Below are 16,759 nucleotides of genomic sequence, written 5' to 3' on the forward strand. Positions count from 1 at the left end.
GCCCCTAAGGGCCGTGTTTCGAAGGCGTCCGGGATTCGCGGCAAGATTTCCCCGGACGTGGTGTCGATTCTCGCTACGGTCGTTCGTCATACCTGCGCAACCAGCCCGATCCGACGCACGAGGAGCGCACCCTTGAAGTACCTGCTGCTGATCAACACCGTCGCACCCGACTCCACCGAGGAGCAGCCGGCCGACGGGCCGACCGTCGAGGAGTTCATGGCGTTCGACAAGGCCATCTGCGACGCCGGCGTCAAGCTCGACGGCAACGCGCTCGACACCTCGAACGCGACCAGCGTGCACGTCCGCGTGAACGGCGAACGCGTCGTCACCGACGGGCCGTTCGCCGAAACCCGGGAGATCGTCGGCGGCTACCTGCTGATCGACGTCCCCGACCTCGACGCCGCGCTCGACTGGGCCGCCCGCTGCCCCGGGTCCAAGTACGGCAACGTCGAGGTCCGCACCGTCTGGGAGCACCACCAGTCGTGAACGAGCAGCGAGCGGCCCGCTCCGTGGAGGCGGTGTTCCGCGAAGACCGGAGCAGGCTGCTCGCTCTGCTCGCCGCCAGATTCGGCGACCTCGACCTGGCCGAGGAGACCGCGTCCGAGGCCATCGAGGCCGCACTCCAGCGGTGGCCGATCGACGGCGTGCCGGACAAGCCACTGGCCTGGCTGCTCACCACCGCACGCCGCAAGGCCATCGACCGGATCCGGCGCGACCGCACGTACGCGCAGCGGCTGGCGGAACTTCAGGTGGAGAGCGACCGGGCGGTCGTTCCCGCTGCCGGGCCGGGGTTCGACGACATCCCCGACGAGCGGCTGCAACTGTTCTTCACCTGCTGCCACCCCGCGCTCTCGCCCGAGGCCCGCACCGCGCTCACACTGCGCTTCCTCGCGGGCCTCACCACCGCCGAGGTCGCCCGCGCCTTCCTGGTCCCCACCGCGACCATGGCCCAGCGCATCGTCCGCGCGAAGAGCAAGATCCGCAGCACCCGCATCCCGTTCCGCGTCCCCGGCCCGGACGAACTGCCCGCCCGGCTCCCCAGCGTCCTGCGGGTCGTCTACCTCGTCTTCACCGAGGGCTACGCCGCCAGCTCCGGCACCGACCTGCTCCGCCCCGACCTCGCCGACGAAGCCATCCGACTCGCCCGCATCCTGCACCAACTGCTGCCCCGCGAACGCGAAGTGACCGGCCTGCTCGCGCTGCTCCTGCTCACCGACGCCCGCCGCGCGGCCCGCACCGACGCGGCGGGCAACCAGGTACTCCTGGACGAGCAGGACCGTGCCCTATGGGACACCGGCCTGATTGCCGAGGGACAGCGGCTCCTGGTCCCCGCTCTCACCGGACCGGGCGTCGGACCGTACGCCGTGCAGGCGGCGATCGCGGCGCTGCACGACGAGGCGGGCGACTTCGAGACCACCGACTGGCCGCAGATCGTCGCGCTCTACGACGTGCTGCTCGAGCTCGAACCGTCGCCTCTGGTCGCACTCAACCGGGCCGTCGCCATCGCCATGTGCGACGGCTACGAGGCCGGACTCACCCTGCTGGACGACCTCACCGAGAGCGGTCAACTCCCCGGCTACCACCTGCTCCCCGCCGCCCGCGCCGACCTCCTGCGCAGGCTCGGCCGCACCACCGAAGCAGCCGCCGCCTATCGGGCCGCCCTCGCCCTCGCCGACGCCGGCAACGAACCGGAGCGGGCCACGCTCGCCCGCAGACTCGCGGAACTCACCGGTGGAAGCTGACCTCCGGGCCCGCGCGACGCAGGTGGTGGTGTGCCCGTCGGCGCGAGACCCTGCACACGAGTACGAGTACGGACGGAAGGCCGGGCTGTGCGGAAACTGATCTACGCCATGAACCTGACCCTGGACGGCTACATCGCCGCGGCGCACGACGACATCGGCTGGAGCGGACCGCCGAGCCGCGAACTGTTCGAGTGGTGGCTCGACCATGAGCGGGCGAGCGGCCTGACGCTGTACGGCCGCAAACTGTGGCAGACGATGAGCTCCTTCTGGCCGACCGGCGACCAGCGGCCGGGCGCCACCCCGGCGGAGATCGAGTTCGCGCGGAACTGGCGGGACACGCCGAAGGTGGTGTTCTCCTCGACCATCCACGAGGTCGACTGGAACACCCGCCTGGTCACCGGCGACGCGATCGCCGAGATCACCCGCCTCAAGGCCGAGGACGGCCGCCCCATGAACATCGGCGGCGCCACGCTCGCCGGCGCGGCCATGCGCGCCGGCCTGATCGACGAGTACGTGATCGCCACCCACCCGGTCCTGGTGGGAGGCGGCACGCCGTTCTTCACCGCGCTGGACAGCTGGGTGAACCTGAACCTGCTGGAGACGCGGACGTTTCCCGGCGGCGTGGTCCTGACCAGGTACGGGACGAGGCGCTGAGCTCTTGCCGTTACGGGTGGAAGGTGACCTCCGGGGCGGCGGTGGCCGGGCCGTCGAGGGCCGGTTGGGGGATGCCCTTCAGGTGGAGGTCGAAGAACGCTGCGACGTACTGCCGGGTGAGCTGGATGCCGCGCGCCGCCGTCATGGTGGTGCCGGGAGGCTGGGGGATGCCGAGCTCTTCGAAGAACAGCGGGTTGTCGGTGAAGGTCATGTGACTGGCGCCGGTGACCGTCAACCAGCGCTTCCAGCCGTCGAGATGGGCCCAGGTGTTGGTCCAGGTGGAGTCGTCCCCGGCCGCGTTCGCGCGGCCGACCATCAGGAACGGCTTGCCCTTGAGGCCGGTCGCCGGGACAGGGACGTCCATGCTGCCGTCGAGGTCGACGCCGGCCCGGATCCGGTCGTCGGACAGCAGGGCGGGCACGGCCGCGGCGCCGCCCGCGGAGTGACCGGCCATGCCGATCCGGGTGCGGTCGATCAGGTGGGCGTAGCGGGGGTGCGTGGTGAGTTGGTCGATGACGAAGGAGACGTCCTTCGCCCGGCCGTTCTCGATGGCTTCCCGGACGGCATCGGTGAGCGGTATCTCGCAGGCGACGCAGGTGGTGGTGTGGCCGTCGGGAAAGGTGGTGCCGGTGTTCTCGTAGGTGTGGTCGACCAGTGCGACGACGTAGCCGTGGCTGGTCAAGTCCTCGGCGAGCGCCGTCAGTTCGCTGCGCGGCATGGTGAAACCGGGAGAGAGGACGACGAGTGGGTGTCGTCCGTGCCGGGGGAGGGCGTCGCTCCTGGACCAGGTGCGGGCGTCGGTGACGACCTCGGTGGGGATGGTGGTGCCGTGCAGCCTCCCGTCCAGCAGGAGCCGGGCGGCCTCGGGAGTCATGTACGGGGCCGGACCGCCGATGCCCGGCTTGGCGGGGTAGTACATCGAGACCATGAGTTGGCGCGGGCCGGTCGACGGCACCCACGGGTCGGTCCGGCTCTGGTCGGTCAGGTGCAGGATCTGCCGCCCGACCGCGAATTCTCCCGTGGGGCGCGGGAGTTCGACATGCACGTCCGCCGCGGGTGCGGCCGGCGCGGGTGCGGCGGCGACGACGGGGAGCGGCATGGCGAGCAGGAGCGCGGCTGCGGCGGCGGTGCGACGGATTCGGATCATGGGCCGTACCGTAGTTGGCCGGTCAGGGAGTTGACGTCCCGTCAGAGGCTAGGGGAATCCACTGAGATGGCGCGAAGACACGGGCTCCGAGCCCCTAAGGGCCCGGGCGCGCGTTGTCGGCCTGCCCGCCTCAGCCGAGATGTGTGCGCAGGTGCGTCAGTGCCGCCTCCAGCGCGTCCTCGGCGGCGACGGGCAGGTCGGGGGCGACGCCGACGCCTTCCCAGTTGGCGCCGGTGACCGGGTTGATCGAGCGGGCGGTGGGGACGGTCGCGGTGATGTGTGGGGCGACCGGAATGCGAGCAGTTGTTTGAGCGGCCGAGTTGGCCTGTGAGCGTCGGGGTTGGCCCGCCTGAGTGTCGCAGTTGGCCTGGCTCAGCCCTCGGCGGGCCGTGTTCCCGGCCATACGGCGAATCGCACCGCACCTGATGGACCAGAGCGGCCACAGGGCCAGACCGAGGCCGTGCAGCGCCGCCTCAGTGCGGGTGTCTTGGCCAAGTTCATTCCGCCATCTGCCCGGCAGCCGACAGCTGGCCGCCGGGCACGAACCAGATCAGGTCTTCGTATTGGTGAGGTGTGACCCGATGTAGCCCACGATCACCTGGCCGGTGGCGCCCTTTGTGTCGTCCAGGAAGTAGACCCTCGGAGAGGTGCTTCCCTTTGAATCGATTTTCAGGTGGGCCTGCATCTCCTTGCGCCCGGAGGGATCAACCTCCTTGGGGACGGCGAAGACGCGTTCTGCACCCCACTTGTTCATGGTTGTCTCGGACTCGGCCGGAGCGTATTGCTTGTGCGGCCAGTTCACCGTCCCAGGGCGATCCGATGTGCAATGCTGGTAGAAGCTGCCGTTGAAACCCTCCTGGGCCGCTTGCACATAGGACTCCAACGCTCGAAGCGCGTTCCACGCCTTCGCTGCCCATACGCGCGCCCTATCGGATTCGTCCAGTTCGAGCGCCCTACTCTTGTCGGCCGTGACGCGGATCCCCTCGAATGCGCTGAGCCTCTCCCACAACTCTTCAAAGGAGTCCGGCACACCCAAGGGCTGTTCAACGACAACTGTGTCTTCGTAACGCCCGGCGTCACGAAGCCGACGTCGCAGGACGTCTGCCTCAGCTCGCGCCCGCTCCACATCGTCCAGCGCACGGAGCGCCTCCTCCATGTCCCCGTCCGCCCGAGTAGTGGCCTCGTGGAGTTGCTGCTCCAGAGAGGCCGCCGTTCGCGCCGACAGCTCTGCGGTGCGCTCAGCCTCCTTCAACTCCTCGTCTGCCTGGGCCAGGAGCGCCTTGAGATCCTCGACATCCTTGCGTATCCCCGTCAGTTCGTCGGAGCGACGCACGGTCGTCAGAGCGGCCTGCCGCTCCTCTCGGTGGCGCTGGCCTACACCGTCCATGAAGGACAAGCTCCGCAGAGCATCCGGCAGCGGGGCTTCGGTCGAGAGCCGCTGAACACTACGGGCAAGACCGAACCAGGCGCGGTCCTGAGGGTCACTCATCCGGGCTATGGTCAAGAACCGGTGGCGCGATGCGTCCTTCGGCCATGCTGGATCGACCTCGGTCAGGAATGTCCGTATCGAGCCAGGGGCGACGCGGTGGTGCTCGCCGATCGCCGCACGGAACGCATCGACGGCATTGGTGTCCTCAAGCAGGTACAGCGAGGCCGCGCCAGCACATTGCGGCATCGCCTGGCTCATGCGCTGCGACCACAGCGGATCGGATCGGAGTGGCCGGGCCGCCACAATCGCCGGCAGGCACCGCGCAGGGTCGCAGAGCACGTCGATCAGGCGGTCGACACCGCCGACCCCCACCACCTGGGCGCCGAGGGTCAACGCCGCTGGCCCATCTGCGGGCTTCAACTCGCGGACGAGGTCGCGTACCAGACCCGGCCGGCCAGGAGACAGTGGCGCTTCGCCACTGGGAAACGCCTCCAGGCTGACCGATAGCACCGATGAGGAGCTATCGACCGCAACGGCGGTAATGGTGGTTCGCCACGTTGCCTCGGGCTTGTCCTCGCGCAGTTGGAGGCGTATTGCATGTTCTGCACCGTCGGCGAGATAGGCCGCCTGGTTGGTCAGGACCGACACATCGTCGAGGTGGTGATGGCCGGAGGCGAGGGGTGCCGTGCCGAACTTGCCAGTCAGCCAACGCGCACTGATCCGACGGACAGTCTGGAAGGGGCTTTCAGCATGCGGAACAGTGAGGACCGTTCTGTGCGCAAGCGGGTTGCTGGTGAGGTTCACGATGGCTATCAGCCCTTCGCAACGGAGATGCTGGTGAAGTGATACTCAGACCGATTAAGGTCACGTGGACGCTGGATACCTTGGCCCGGTATGCGCTCGCCGGTTCCGTGACGCGTCTACTCCCGCACCAGATCGCGGATTCGCGCGAGCTTCTGCTCAGGCGTCAACGCCTCGTTGCGCCCACCAGCAAGCCCGTCCAGGACGGCTCGGACGTCATGCTGGTCCGGATGGAGAACAGCGTCGATCACTTGTGCACGCGGACTACTATCCCTGTCGTAGATCCACACCGTCTGCCACTGTCGGGGCTCGATGTTGAGCTGGGGATCGAGCATGTTGGGTGGGAAGTGGCCGAGCTTGGCCTTGCTGAGCGCCTCCGCTACCTCGACAAGGACCCACTTCCCCAGCTTCTTGTATCCGAGCTCTTCACGAAGATCCCCCAGGGTGACCTCGACGAGCCCACCCTCCTGGCGGCACCGTTCCCCGATGCTGGCGCTGTCGCCTTCCTTCGAAGCCATCTTCCTTGGCACGCTCCTCACAGATTGTTTCAGCTGTTCACATATAATGATGGCTATGTGAGGAATATCATGTCAAGAGCGCGATGAACAAAATATCGAGGCATCGGCGAATATGATTGAGGCTGGACGGCCAGGCCGACCGTGAGCGCGGCGGTTGGCCCGCCTGAGCGTCGCAGTTGGCCCGCAGGATAGCGGCCCCACCTCCTACCTGCCGGGCTTTCCCGAGAAGTCGTGTGGGAGGCCGTACGGGCGGGCTGTGCTGGGGGCATGGAGGCATCAATCTGTACGGCGGGGGTCGAGTCCCGGCCGGTCTGGTCGCACAGAGTTGCACCTTGGATGATCTCGTCACGCCGTACGGCATCGATCCGGCTGCGAGGGAACGGCTGAAGACGGGTGCGGGGCGGGCCCGGCGGTGGACGGCGACGTGGCAGACGGCCGGGAGGATGTGATCTGCCCGGTTCAGGATCTCTCCGGCGTTCCGGCGCTCGCGTCGGTGCCGGTGCGCGGGTTCACCTGGCGAGCGCGGCAGCGGCACCGCGCTGGGCTGCAGTATCTGCTGGCCACGGGCCGGATGCACGGTTTCGAGAGCCTGGCTGAGCGTCGCCTGCTGCTGGCCTTGGACTTCACGGGCGGCGTCGAAGAGGTGCTGTCCCAGCCGTTCAGGCTGCGGTTCACCACGGCGGACGGCGCTGATGACCATACACCGGACTTCCTGGTGCTCCTGCCTGGGACGGCCGTGCTGATGGACGTCCGGCCCGCTCATCTGGTCAAGGAGAAGGACTCGGTCAGTTCGCCGCCGCAGAGAGGGCGGCATCTGCGGCCGGATGGCGTTACACGGTGGTGGCGGGCTGGCAGCGCCGGGTGCTGACCGGGCTTGATGCGCTCTCCGCCCGGCGGCGCCAGATGACCGACCAACTCGGGCTGCAAAGCGAGTTGATGGAGCTGGTCGGCGAACGCCCTCGGCGGTTAGGCGACCTGGTGGAGGCCACCTCGCTGCCGGCGGCGGCCCGCGCCTATGCCGTTCACCTGCCCTGGCATCGCCGGCTGGCGGTCGACCTGGCTCGGCCGCTGGGCGACGACTCGTGGATCTACCCGGTGGGGAGGCTCTGAGCTTGCCGTTTAACGTTGGTGGGCTTGGTGTTTCTGGATCGTCTTGGCGCGTTTGACGGTTTTGCCGACGTCGTGGCGTGTAGCGCGTTGCTTGTTCTTCGAGCCGGGCGGTCGTCCGGGGCCGGGCCGGGAGGGTTTTGGTGCGGCTGCCGGACGGACCGCTGTCGGGTGGAGGTTGCGAAATCCCCGTCGGACGCGGGCGGGGGTGAGGCGGCGGGGTTCGGCGGGCTTCTCCCAGGGGCGGCGGAGGTCTTCGGCGAGTGAGCGGGCGAGGCGGAGCTGGGTGTGGGCGGCGATGATCAGCCAGGTCCAGAGGTCGGCGGTGTCGGCGTGGCGGAACCTGGGGCAGGTCCAGCCGAGGGTCTGCTTCATGAAGCGGAAGGTGTGTTCCAGGTCGAAGCGGCGGAGGAATGACTGCCACCAGCGGTTCACGTCGGCGGGTGTCGCTCCGGTGGCCGAGCACCACAGCCAGACGGGCTTCGGGCTGCGGTCGCCGGGCAGGCGATCGACGTTCAGACGGATCAACGTGCCGTGCAGGACGGGGAGTTCGTCCTGTGCGTGTTCCAGCCAGGGGCCGCGGTGGGAGAGTCGGGGATGCATGCGGTCCCAGGCGACCGTTTCGGCGGTCCCGTAGCGGGTGGTGGCCGTGGTGGTGGTGATGTCGGGCGTGTGCCAGGTGTCGGGCCGGGAGAGGCCGAGGACACCGCCGTGCTTGCGGGGCCGGCCCGGACAGGTGCGGGCGGGGCCCGGGTTGCGGCGCATGACACGGTCCGAGCGCAGGCGTCCGACGAGCACGACGGGCAGGTCCGTCAGGGAGTGGGCGAGGTAGGCGGTGTCGTAGCCGGAGTCCATGACGATCAGGATCTCCGGGTCGCCCTCGCTCCAGTGCCCGGCATCGATCAACCGGACGACAACGTCGCGTAGTTGGGCGGTGGTGGCGAGCGTGACGTCGTCCGCCGGCCCGAGGCGCACAGCGTCCAGCAGCGCGGTCCAGGAGGTCCGACCTGTCTCCAGCGCGGCGACGAACGAGTACGGCCAGCCGGGCACGAGTTGGTCCCTGCTGCGGTCTCCGCGCCCGTAGACGTGGCAGAACAGTCTCTCGTCGCTGGTCGGAGCATCGGGGCGGAGCCAGTGAGACACATCGACGGCGAGCGCGATCCGCCCGTCCGCCGCCTTCGGCAGTGGCAGGCCCGCCAGGGTGCGGCGCAGGCGGGCGGGCTCGCACCAGCCCCGGTCCAGGGCCGCGTACATCGCTCCGTGCCCGCGCCGGTGCTCGGCCGCCAGCGACAACTCGACCAGCGTCCTCACCGGCCCCTCCGCACACAGCACCGCATCGGCGAGTTCGAACAGCGCGTCAGCACGGGCGTACAGACACTCGTAGAACTCGACCCGAAAGCGGGACAACACGTCCAACACCCCACCAGCGGGCGTACCGACCGGGAGACTCACAAGTAGCGGCCGTTCTCTCGCACTTCGTTACTCGACATCTCGAAGCGTGAAGAACGGCCGCATCCGCTGTCCCCAGAAGGCCCGCAGATCAGCAGGTCGGGTGACGTGCGAGGTTAAACGGCAAGCTTAGGGGAGGGTGAGCCGGCAGGGGGAGGCCGAAGTGGCCTGGTCATCCCCTTCGGTAACTGCGTCAGCCGCGGTGGCGGTCGCCGGGGTCCGCACCGGGCGGCGGGTTCTGGCCGATCAGGGTGAGCAGCCCGGGGAAGCGTGCCTCCAGGTCCTTCCGGCGCAGCTGCGCCTTCCTGCTGTTCCCCCGGTCGATCTGCTGGACCAGCCCTGATTCGCGCAGGACGCGGAAGTGGTGGCTGAGCGTGGACTTCGAGACCCCGAGCCCGAAGGACAGGCAGGTCCGCTCGGTGCCCTCCGGCAGTTCCGCGAACTCCTGGACGACCCGGTACCGCAAGGGATCCGACAGGGCGTTCAGGATCGCCGCGAGCTCCATCTCGTCGCGGCCCGGGTGGCCTTCCGCGTCGACCATCTCTCTGTCTCTCCGTCGCTCGCCGGGCATCGCCGTGGGGCAGGTTCGATTTGCATAGTACCTCTGCTCCCTGAAAGCCTCAGGTTCGATAGAAACCGAACCTTGGGTTCGGAGTCCTCCGGAACGGGAGCTTCCCCAGCCATGGCTGCACAGACCGAATCCCCCCTCGTCGGGGAAGACGCCGGCCCCCGGGCCCCGGGGCACCAGCGGCGGACACTGATCCTGGTCGCCGTCCTGCTGGCCGTCTTCGTCGTCCCCACGTCCATCTCCGGCACCGGCGTGGCGCTGCCGTACATCGGCTCCGACCTCGACGCCGGCCTGGTGCCCCTGCAATGGGTCGTCAACGCCTTCAACGTGGCGTTCGCGTGCTCCACCCTCGCCTGGGGGTCCATCGCCGACATCATCGGCCGGGTCCGCGCCTTCGCCCTCGGCGCCACGATCTACGCGGCCGCCTCGCTGGTCAGCGTCCTCGCCGGCAACGTGATCCTGCTGGACGTCGCCCGTGCCCTGGCCGGCATCGGCGGCGCCGCGATCTTCTCCGGTGGCACGGCGCTGCTCTCCACTGTCTTCGAAGGTCCCGCCCGCGGCCGGGTGTTCGCGCTCTTCGGCACCGTCGCCGGCATCGGCGTCTCCTTCGGCCCGTCGCTGTCCGGCGCGCTGATCGAGAGCGCCGGCTGGCGCTGGGTGTTCGCCGTGCACGTGATCGTGCTCGCCGTGGTCCTGCTCGCCGTCCCGACCATGCGACGCGCCGTTCAGGAGACCCGTACCCAGGGCGCGCGCATCGACATCCTCGGCTCCGCCCTGTTCGTTCTCGCCATGCTGCTGCTCACCACCGGCATCGCGCAGGGCCCGCAGTGGGGCTGGACCGGCCCGGGCGTGCTCGGCCTGTTCGCGGGCACGGTCGTCGTGCTCGCGATCTTCGCGGCCGTGGAGAAGCGCAAGGAGCACCCGATGCTCGACCTGAGCATCGTGACCAACCGCCGGTTCATGGCGATCTGCCTGGTCCCGGTGGCCGGATCCTTCGGCTTCGTCACCATGCTGACCTACCTGCCCAGTTACCTCACCGCCGCCGGCGGCTACCCCAGCGGCGCGGCCGGTGCGATCATGCTGATGCTGACCGCCCCGATGCTGGTCCTCCCGCTGGTCACCGCCAAGCTCGTCGCCAAGGGCGTCTCCGCGATCGGCATCATCCACCTGAGCCTGGCCCTCCTGGTGGTCGGCGCCGTCGGCCTCGAACTCTTCGAACCCGACATCAACCTCGGCCTGGTCGCCCTGCCCATGGTGATCACCGGCACCGGCTACGCCCTCGCGGCCGGCCTCGTCGACGGCCAGGCCCTGGCACTCGTCGCCCCGGAACGGGCCGGCATGGCCGCGGGCTTCCTCAACACCATGCGCCTCGGCAGCGAGGCCGTCGCCGTGGCCGTCTACGGCTCGCTGCTCGCGACCGTCATCAACGGCAGGACCCGGGACGGCATCGCCGGCTATCCCGGCGCCGGTGACCCGGCCACCGTCGTCGGGACCGTCGCGAGCGGCAACATCTCCGGCCCCGCAGGACAGGTCGCCGAGACGCAGCGCGCCGGCTTCACCGACCTCCTGGTCCACGCCTATGACGGCGCCTTCCACGCCGTCCTGTGGGTGCTCGGCGGCATCTGCCTGGTGCTGCTCGTGCTCGTCGTGGCGCTGCTGAGCGGCCGCAAGGCCGGGCGCGCAGCGGCCAGTTGACCCTGCGGCCACTCCGGGGCGGAAACCGCCGCTCTCGCCTGCCTGGACGTCCCGGGCGGGCGGTGAGCCCGGGGACTACCGCTGGGCGTCGAGCAGCGGCTGGATGTGGTCGGGCGCCTTCTGGATGGGGTGCACGACGACGCGCCCGTCCTCCGGCAACCACTCGGCCGAAGCGCCGAGTTCGAGCGCGACGGCGAAGACCTTCGCCGCGTCGAGGTGCTGCGACCCGTCTGCGTCCGGCTCGTCCTGCATCACCGCGTCGGTGACCGGAACGGAGACGTACGCCTCCTCCACCGTCGTGCGCCGCAGGCGAACCGAGATCGAGTAACTCGTCATGTCTCCCCCTTGACCGATCGCCGCCGCTGTCGGCGGCCGAGGCGTCAACCCTAGTGGCTCGGGTGCTGAGCGGGCCGAGGCCCAGGGAGGACCTGCTGGGGAGGGCGGAGGGCGGCGGGCGGTGGTCGCACCGCACTGGAGGACAGGACGACCACACCGTGACGGTGCTGCGTGCCCTCACCGTCGGACCGCGTGCATGACCTCACCCGCCGGGGGGAGAACGCCCACGCCGAGTGTGGGCCCGGCAATAAGGTCGTTTCCGTGACCGAGACCGCCGCGCCACCCCCGCCCGACACCCAGAGCCAGACGCTCCGCCAGCTGGTGGGCGAACCCGCCTGGGCGGCGATGCTCGACGGCGCACTGGTGCGGCGCCACCCCATCGGCTCCACGCTGCTCAGGCAGGGCGAAGCGGGGCAGCACGTCCTGGCGCTGCTCGGCGGCGTCGCGAAGGTGCTGCGGCGCGAACACAGCGGCGAACTCACCCTGTTGGCGTTCCGCGGGCCCGGTGAACTGCTCGGCGAAGTGGCCGTCCTCGACGGCGGTACCCGGTCGGCGAACGTGCTCTCGATCACCGACTGCACGGTCGCCGTCCTCGCCAAACCGACGTTCCTGCACATCGTCGCCGCCCAGAACCTGTACCCCGTCCTGGTCCGCTACGCCCTCGCCCGCCTGCGCGAGTCCGACCTCGCCCGGGCCGGCGGCGACATACTGCCCCGCCTCGCCGCCGCCCTGCTCACCCTCGCCGACCTCTCCGCCGCACCGCCCGGCGGACCCGTCGAACTCGCCCTCACTCGCGAGGAGTTGGCCCAGCACCTCGGCGTCTCCCGGAACACCGTCAGCACCGGCCTGGGTGAACTCGCCCCGCTCGGCGTGCAGAGCGCCCGGAAGCGCGTCCTGCTCACCGACCTGTCCGCGCTGCGCCGTGCGGCTCCACGGCATTGACCAGCCGTCAGCCGTGCTGTGACGCCCGTCACTCTCCTTTCGCACCGCGCGAGCACACCGCCTCGCGCGAACTCGGGAAGCTGGAGGCACTTCGTCCGCACAAGAAGATTCCGAGGTGCCGCCATGACCCAGTACGACCAGTGCGACCAGTACGACGAGCACGAGCCGATGCGCCGCCCGTACGACCGGCCGCTGCCGCAGGCCAGTGCCCTGCCGCACAGTCGCAGCCGTCAACTGCCGCCCTACCGGGGGCTCGTGGCCGTCGACGCCAAGGACTTCACCGGGTACCCCGCGATCGAGCACGGGGTGATCAGCCGGGCCGTGCCGGAACTGCTGGAGCGCTCCTTCGAACGGGCCGGCCTGGCCCACGTCTGGGACGACCGGCGGTTCCCCGCGTCCACCGGCGACGGCTACATCTTCGGCTTCGACCCGGCCTGGATGCCGTTCCTGATCCACCCCTGGCTGCACACCCTGCAGGACGTGCTGACCGAGTTCAACGTCCACTCGGCCGGCGCCGTCCGCACCCGGCTCCGGGTCAGCCTGCACATCGGCCCGCTGCCCGACACCGGCGACGAGTTCGACGGCAACGGCACCCCGCGCAACGACACCCACCGGCTGCTCGACTCCCGCCCCGTCAAGGCGATGCTGGCCGCGTCCAGCGAAAGCATCACCCACGTCGCCGCGATCCTCTCCGACCGCTGCTACCAGGACGCCGTCGCCTCCGGCTACACCGGCCGCCACCCCGACCACTTCGTCGAGGTCCCCGCCACCGTCGAGGGCAAGCGCTTCGACCAGCGCGCCTGGCTGTACGTCCCGATGCCCTCCGGCAACCTCTACGACCGCCGCATCCTCGGCGACCGCGTCGTCGACGAACACGAATCCGCGAAGTCCACCGCGGACACCGACGAGCGGGGCGTCGGTCGGCCCGCGCGGTCCTACGTCACCCAGCGGGCGGACCGGGGCATCATCAACTCCGGTACCGTGCACGGCGGTCAGAGCGTCACCAACACCGGCCGCGACAGCATCGGCGGGGACCGGTTCGGCGGGGACCGGTTCCGCGGGGACAAGATCGGCGGCGACCGCCTCGGCATCGCCGGTGACTACGTCGGCGGTAACAAGTCCGGCACCGTGAACGGCAACCAGGCCGGTTCGGTCCACGGCAACCAGGGTGACACCGTGCGCGGCAACAAGAAGGAGAAGCGCCGGTGACCGCGCCCGACGCCGGACCCCCCGAACAAGCGGCGGAGTCCTTCGCGGACGACCCCGACGAGGAGATGTACGACGACGAGTTCGCCGACCGGTTCGCGGAGCACCTCGCGGGCGGGCAGCCGTTCATCTACGCCCCCAACGGCAGCATCAACACCGGCTCCGTGTACGGCGGCCAGCGGGTGAAGAACGTCGGCGCATCGGTCGGCGGCCCCGGGCCGCGCCGCGTCGAGGCCTTCGAAGGGCCGATCACGGAGGCGGAGATCCTCGACGCGCGGTTCGGATTCGCCGAACCCGACTGGTTCCGGCAGGCGCTGTCCGAACTCTCCACCCGGATCCTGTTCCTGACCGGCGAGCCCGGCAGCGGACGCCGCACCGCCGCGCTCAACCTGCTGTACCGGCACAGCGGCCACAGCCTGGACCTGCGCGCTCTCGACAGCGGCGTGGACCTGTCCTCCTGGCGGCCCACCCACACCAAGGTGCGGGGCTACCTGGTGAACGGCCTACTGCCTCAACAGGCCTTCGGGCCCGCGGTGTTGGCGAACCTGCGCGCCAAGCTCAAGGACGCCGGCGCCTGCATGGTGATCGTCCTGCCCAACGAGCCGGGCAGGCTCCGCGGCCTCACCCGCGACCTGCACGTCGAGCCGATCCGCTGCACCCCGCCCGCACCCCGCGCGGTCTTCGACGCCCGCCTGGCGGCCACCGTCCCGTCCGAGCAGCGCCGCAACCGGTTGGAGGGCGCGCTCAAGCCGTTGCTGGCCGACGATCTGACGCCAAGTCAGGTCGCTGAACTGGTCGCCGAAGTGGCCGCCGGCGGGGACGACGACCCCGACCCGGACGTGCTGCGCGAGCGCCTCAGCTACCTTGCCGAGGACGAGGTGCCGGAACTGCTCGACCGGCTCCGCGACGACCCCGACGGCCTGGCCTTCCTGCTGGCCATCAGCGTCTTCGAAGGGCTCGACCACCGGATCGTCCAGGACGAGGCCAGACGGCTCGTCGCCCTGGCCGACGGGCGGCTCGACGCCGTCCTGACCGGCGAGGACGAAGGCGCCAAGCGCAGCACCCGTCCCAACCCGAAGTTCGTGCTGCGCCGCCCGCTCGAAGAACTGCTCCGGATGGTCCGCGCCGAGTGCCGGCCGCCGGAGATCCGCAACACCTCCGGCTTCAACTACACCGTCGAACCCGTGCACTTCACCCGGCACCGGCAGAGCGAGACCGTGCTGCGCCACCTGTGGCGGCAGTACGGCGGGTCGTCCGAACTGCTCACCGAGTGGATGGACACCATCCCCGGCAGGGACAGCGATCTCGCCGAGCGGGTCGGCCGGGTGATGGGCCTGGCCGCCAGTTGGGGCGGCGGCCGGCGGGCGCTGCGGCACATCGAGAAATTGGCCGACTCGGACCGGGCCCGCAGCCGGAGCGCCGCCGCCTACGCGCTCGGCATCGCCGCGCAGGAACCGGTGCTCGCCAGTGAGGTCAAGTACCGTCTGGATCAGTGGAGTTACCAGGCCGGCAAGTACCGGCGCTGGACGGTCGCCCGAGCCTGCGGAACGGACTTCGGTCTCGCCCGGCCGGAGGTGGCGCTCACCCTGCTGCACCGCTGCTACCGGGGCCGGGACGGCGACGAGGCGGGTGTGGCCGGCGAGGTGGACAGGGCGCTGTCCGCGCTCTTCGCGGCTGGCAACGAGGAACTCGTGTTCCGCGCCCTCACCACTTGGGCCGAGCGGCCCGGTGGTGACGCGGATCTCCTCCTGTGGGTCTTCCCCAGCCTGATGTACTGCGACGATTCCTGGTTCCAGCGGCATCTGACCACCGTCACCGAGCACACCGCCACTGTCCTCGCCCTGGTCCGCCAACTCCTCGATGACGAGCGCCACTTCCGCACCATCTGCTTCGCCCTGCTCTACTGGTGTCGCACCGCTGTTTGGGACGAGGAGTTCCGGCCGGCGGTCGAGACCCTGCTGTCCGCCCTGGCCCAGGACATGCGGCACGGCGTCTTCGCCCTGTTCGTCGAGATCGACCGCTACGACGGCGACCTGGCCGGCCGTCACATCGCCCGCCAGGCCCTGGAGGACTGGCGCCGCGGAACTCCGCGTACCAACCGCCAAGCGGCCAACGGCAGTTATCCCGCATCACCGGACGGAGGATCCGATGTCCACTGAGAACGACGCACCGCTGTACGTCCGGGCCCCGCGCGCCCTGTGGCGGGAGGTGCTGCGCCACCGCTGGTCCGCGCCGCGCAACCGGGCGCTGGTCCTGCGCGACCGCAGCGGCGGCTTCCACCGGGCCGGGGCCGACCCGAGCGGCCCGGCGCTCGGCAAGTTCCCGGCCGCCCGGCTGCGCCTGCGCGACTACGACCAGGCGTTCCACGTCGACCTCGACCAGCGCGTCGGCTCCCGCACCGTCGGTCTGCCGACCGGTCGCGGCACCAAGTCGACCGAGGTCCGGGTGCTGTGGTGGGCGGACGATGCCGCGCAGGTGGTGCGCAGTGGCACGCTGTACGGCTGGCATCCGGTGCGCAAGGAGCTGGAACGGTGCCTGGGCCACATCGGTGACGAGTACGCCGCCCTCGGGAGGCGGGTCACCGCCGATGTCCTGCTGCAGTACCTGGGCGGGCCGCGCCGCCTGCCCGATCACGGCCTGGTGTACCGCGTCACGGACGTCTCCACCCGTGAGGACGCGGAGGAACTGCGGCTCGGCGAACCGGTGGAGGCGGGTGCGCCGTACCCGTGGACCGACAGCCGGGAGGAGTACGAGTTCTGCAAGCAGGCCGTCCAGGAGGGCCCCGTCTCGCTCGCCGCGCTCTGGCTGGTGCGCCATCCGGAGCAGGTCAGTCAGGTGCTGGACTGGGCGGTCGGTCACGCCGACCTGATTCGCGGCGAGACGACCTGGCAGGACCAACTGGCGGGCCTGCTCGGCAAACTGCCGCAGCAGGAGCAGGACGAGCTCTCCCTGCTGCTGCACGACCGGCTGTCCGCACTCGGCCGCCGCGTCCCCGGCCCGACGCCGCCGCCCGCTCCGCAGACGCCGCCACCCGGCCACGACTGGACCGGCGGCGGCCTGAACGGCCGGGTGGCGGGCGACCGGCTGAACGGGGTGGCGCGGTGATGCGGTTACCTGTCCGGCATCGCACGACCGCGGCGGCGTTGCGTCGGCGGCGGGATGGCG

General features: G+C 70.1%; 17 protein-coding genes. 10 read left to right on the plus strand and 7 right to left on the minus strand.

Annotated elements, in window-relative coordinates:
- Positions 1 to 132: 132 nt before the first annotated feature.
- The 3 genes from ACGFWJ_RS05370 to ACGFWJ_RS05380 all read left to right on the plus strand — a co-directional run bounded on the left by ACGFWJ_RS05370 (position 133) and on the right by ACGFWJ_RS05380 (position 2,396).
- Positions 133 to 486, plus strand: a complete 354-nt coding sequence (locus ACGFWJ_RS05370; protein WP_392945504.1) for a YciI family protein — start codon at positions 133 to 135, stop codon at positions 484 to 486.
- On the plus strand, positions 483 to 1,742 hold the full coding sequence (locus ACGFWJ_RS05375; protein WP_392945505.1) for an RNA polymerase sigma factor: 1,260 nt from the start codon (positions 483 to 485) through the stop codon (positions 1,740 to 1,742). Before ACGFWJ_RS05370 ends, ACGFWJ_RS05375 begins: the two co-directional genes overlap by 4 nt.
- A gap of 87 nt (positions 1,743 to 1,829) precedes the next feature.
- The gene (locus ACGFWJ_RS05380) at positions 1,830 to 2,396 is read left to right on the plus strand and encodes a dihydrofolate reductase family protein (RefSeq protein ID WP_392945507.1); all 567 of its coding nucleotides are present in this window, start codon (positions 1,830 to 1,832) and stop codon (positions 2,394 to 2,396) included.
- Positions 2,397 to 2,406: 10 nt separating this feature from the next.
- On the opposite strand, the gene ACGFWJ_RS05385 is transcribed toward ACGFWJ_RS05380, so the two are convergent.
- The 4 genes from ACGFWJ_RS05385 to ACGFWJ_RS05400 form a co-directional block, all read right to left on the minus strand.
- Positions 2,407 to 3,543, minus strand: a complete 1,137-nt coding sequence (locus tag ACGFWJ_RS05385) for an alpha/beta hydrolase family protein (protein WP_392945509.1) — start codon at positions 3,541 to 3,543, stop codon at positions 2,407 to 2,409.
- Between the two features lie 130 nt (positions 3,544 to 3,673).
- Positions 3,674 to 3,946: a hypothetical protein gene (locus ACGFWJ_RS05390; RefSeq protein WP_392945511.1), complete on the minus strand. Its 273-nt coding sequence runs from the start codon at positions 3,944 to 3,946 to the stop codon at positions 3,674 to 3,676.
- Positions 3,947 to 4,093: 147 nt separating this feature from the next.
- Complete coding sequence (locus ACGFWJ_RS05395) at positions 4,094 to 5,776, minus strand: hypothetical protein (RefSeq protein WP_392945512.1); 1,683 nt, start codon at positions 5,774 to 5,776, stop codon at positions 4,094 to 4,096.
- Positions 5,777 to 5,892: 116 nt separating this feature from the next.
- Positions 5,893 to 6,291, minus strand: coding sequence for a hypothetical protein (locus ACGFWJ_RS05400; RefSeq protein ID WP_392945513.1), 399 nt, complete (start codon positions 6,289 to 6,291; stop codon positions 5,893 to 5,895).
- Positions 6,292 to 6,703: 412 nt separating this feature from the next.
- On the opposite strand from ACGFWJ_RS05400, the gene ACGFWJ_RS05405 reads away from it, so the two are divergent.
- Positions 6,704 to 7,159 carry a hypothetical protein gene (locus ACGFWJ_RS05405; RefSeq protein ID WP_392945515.1) on the plus strand — a complete coding sequence of 152 codons (456 nt, stop codon included), beginning with the start codon at positions 6,704 to 6,706 and terminating at the stop codon, positions 7,157 to 7,159.
- The gene (locus ACGFWJ_RS05410; RefSeq protein WP_392945517.1) at positions 7,132 to 7,401 is read left to right on the plus strand and encodes a hypothetical protein; all 270 of its coding nucleotides are present in this window, start codon (positions 7,132 to 7,134) and stop codon (positions 7,399 to 7,401) included. Before ACGFWJ_RS05405 ends, ACGFWJ_RS05410 begins: the two co-directional genes overlap by 28 nt.
- 9 nt (positions 7,402 to 7,410) lie before the next feature.
- On the opposite strand, the gene ACGFWJ_RS05415 is transcribed toward ACGFWJ_RS05410, so the two are convergent.
- Complete coding sequence (locus ACGFWJ_RS05415) at positions 7,411 to 8,814, minus strand: NF041680 family putative transposase (RefSeq protein ID WP_392945519.1); 1,404 nt, start codon at positions 8,812 to 8,814, stop codon at positions 7,411 to 7,413.
- Positions 8,815 to 9,040: 226 nt separating this feature from the next.
- Complete coding sequence (locus ACGFWJ_RS05420) at positions 9,041 to 9,388, minus strand: ArsR/SmtB family transcription factor (RefSeq protein WP_392945521.1); 348 nt, start codon at positions 9,386 to 9,388, stop codon at positions 9,041 to 9,043.
- A 141-nt stretch (positions 9,389 to 9,529) separates the two neighbouring features.
- Between ACGFWJ_RS05420 and ACGFWJ_RS05425 the strand changes: the two genes are divergently transcribed.
- The gene (locus tag ACGFWJ_RS05425; protein WP_392945523.1) at positions 9,530 to 11,110 is read left to right on the plus strand and encodes an MFS transporter; all 1,581 of its coding nucleotides are present in this window, start codon (positions 9,530 to 9,532) and stop codon (positions 11,108 to 11,110) included.
- 75 nt (positions 11,111 to 11,185) lie between these two features.
- Here the strand turns inward: ACGFWJ_RS05425 and ACGFWJ_RS05430 are convergent, their stop codons facing one another.
- A complete protein-coding gene (locus tag ACGFWJ_RS05430) occupies positions 11,186 to 11,446 on the minus strand; it encodes a hypothetical protein (protein WP_392945525.1) in 261 nt (86 codons plus the stop codon).
- Positions 11,447 to 11,707: 261 nt separating this feature from the next.
- Between ACGFWJ_RS05430 and ACGFWJ_RS05435 the strand changes: the two genes are divergently transcribed.
- The 4 genes from ACGFWJ_RS05435 to ACGFWJ_RS05450 all read left to right on the plus strand — a co-directional run bounded on the left by ACGFWJ_RS05435 (position 11,708) and on the right by ACGFWJ_RS05450 (position 16,699).
- On the plus strand, positions 11,708 to 12,388 hold the full coding sequence (locus tag ACGFWJ_RS05435) for a Crp/Fnr family transcriptional regulator (RefSeq protein WP_392945527.1): 681 nt from the start codon (positions 11,708 to 11,710) through the stop codon (positions 12,386 to 12,388).
- Positions 12,389 to 12,556: 168 nt separating this feature from the next.
- Positions 12,557 to 13,597 (plus strand): hypothetical protein, encoded by a 1,041-nt coding sequence (locus tag ACGFWJ_RS05440; RefSeq protein WP_392946484.1) that lies wholly within the window; start codon positions 12,557 to 12,559, stop codon positions 13,595 to 13,597.
- Complete coding sequence (locus ACGFWJ_RS05445) at positions 13,594 to 15,753, plus strand: hypothetical protein (RefSeq protein WP_392945528.1); 2,160 nt, start codon at positions 13,594 to 13,596, stop codon at positions 15,751 to 15,753. Before ACGFWJ_RS05440 ends, ACGFWJ_RS05445 begins: the two co-directional genes overlap by 4 nt.
- Positions 15,743 to 16,699, plus strand: coding sequence for a hypothetical protein (locus ACGFWJ_RS05450; protein ID WP_392945530.1), 957 nt, complete (start codon positions 15,743 to 15,745; stop codon positions 16,697 to 16,699). The genes ACGFWJ_RS05445 and ACGFWJ_RS05450 overlap by 11 nt, the downstream gene beginning before the upstream one ends.
- The last annotated feature ends 60 nt before the right edge of the window (positions 16,700 to 16,759 follow it).

Origin of the sequence: Kitasatospora sp. NPDC048407, from assembly GCF_043200475.1 — a bacterium.
Taxonomy (GTDB): Bacteria; Actinomycetota; Actinomycetes; order Streptomycetales; family Streptomycetaceae; genus Kitasatospora.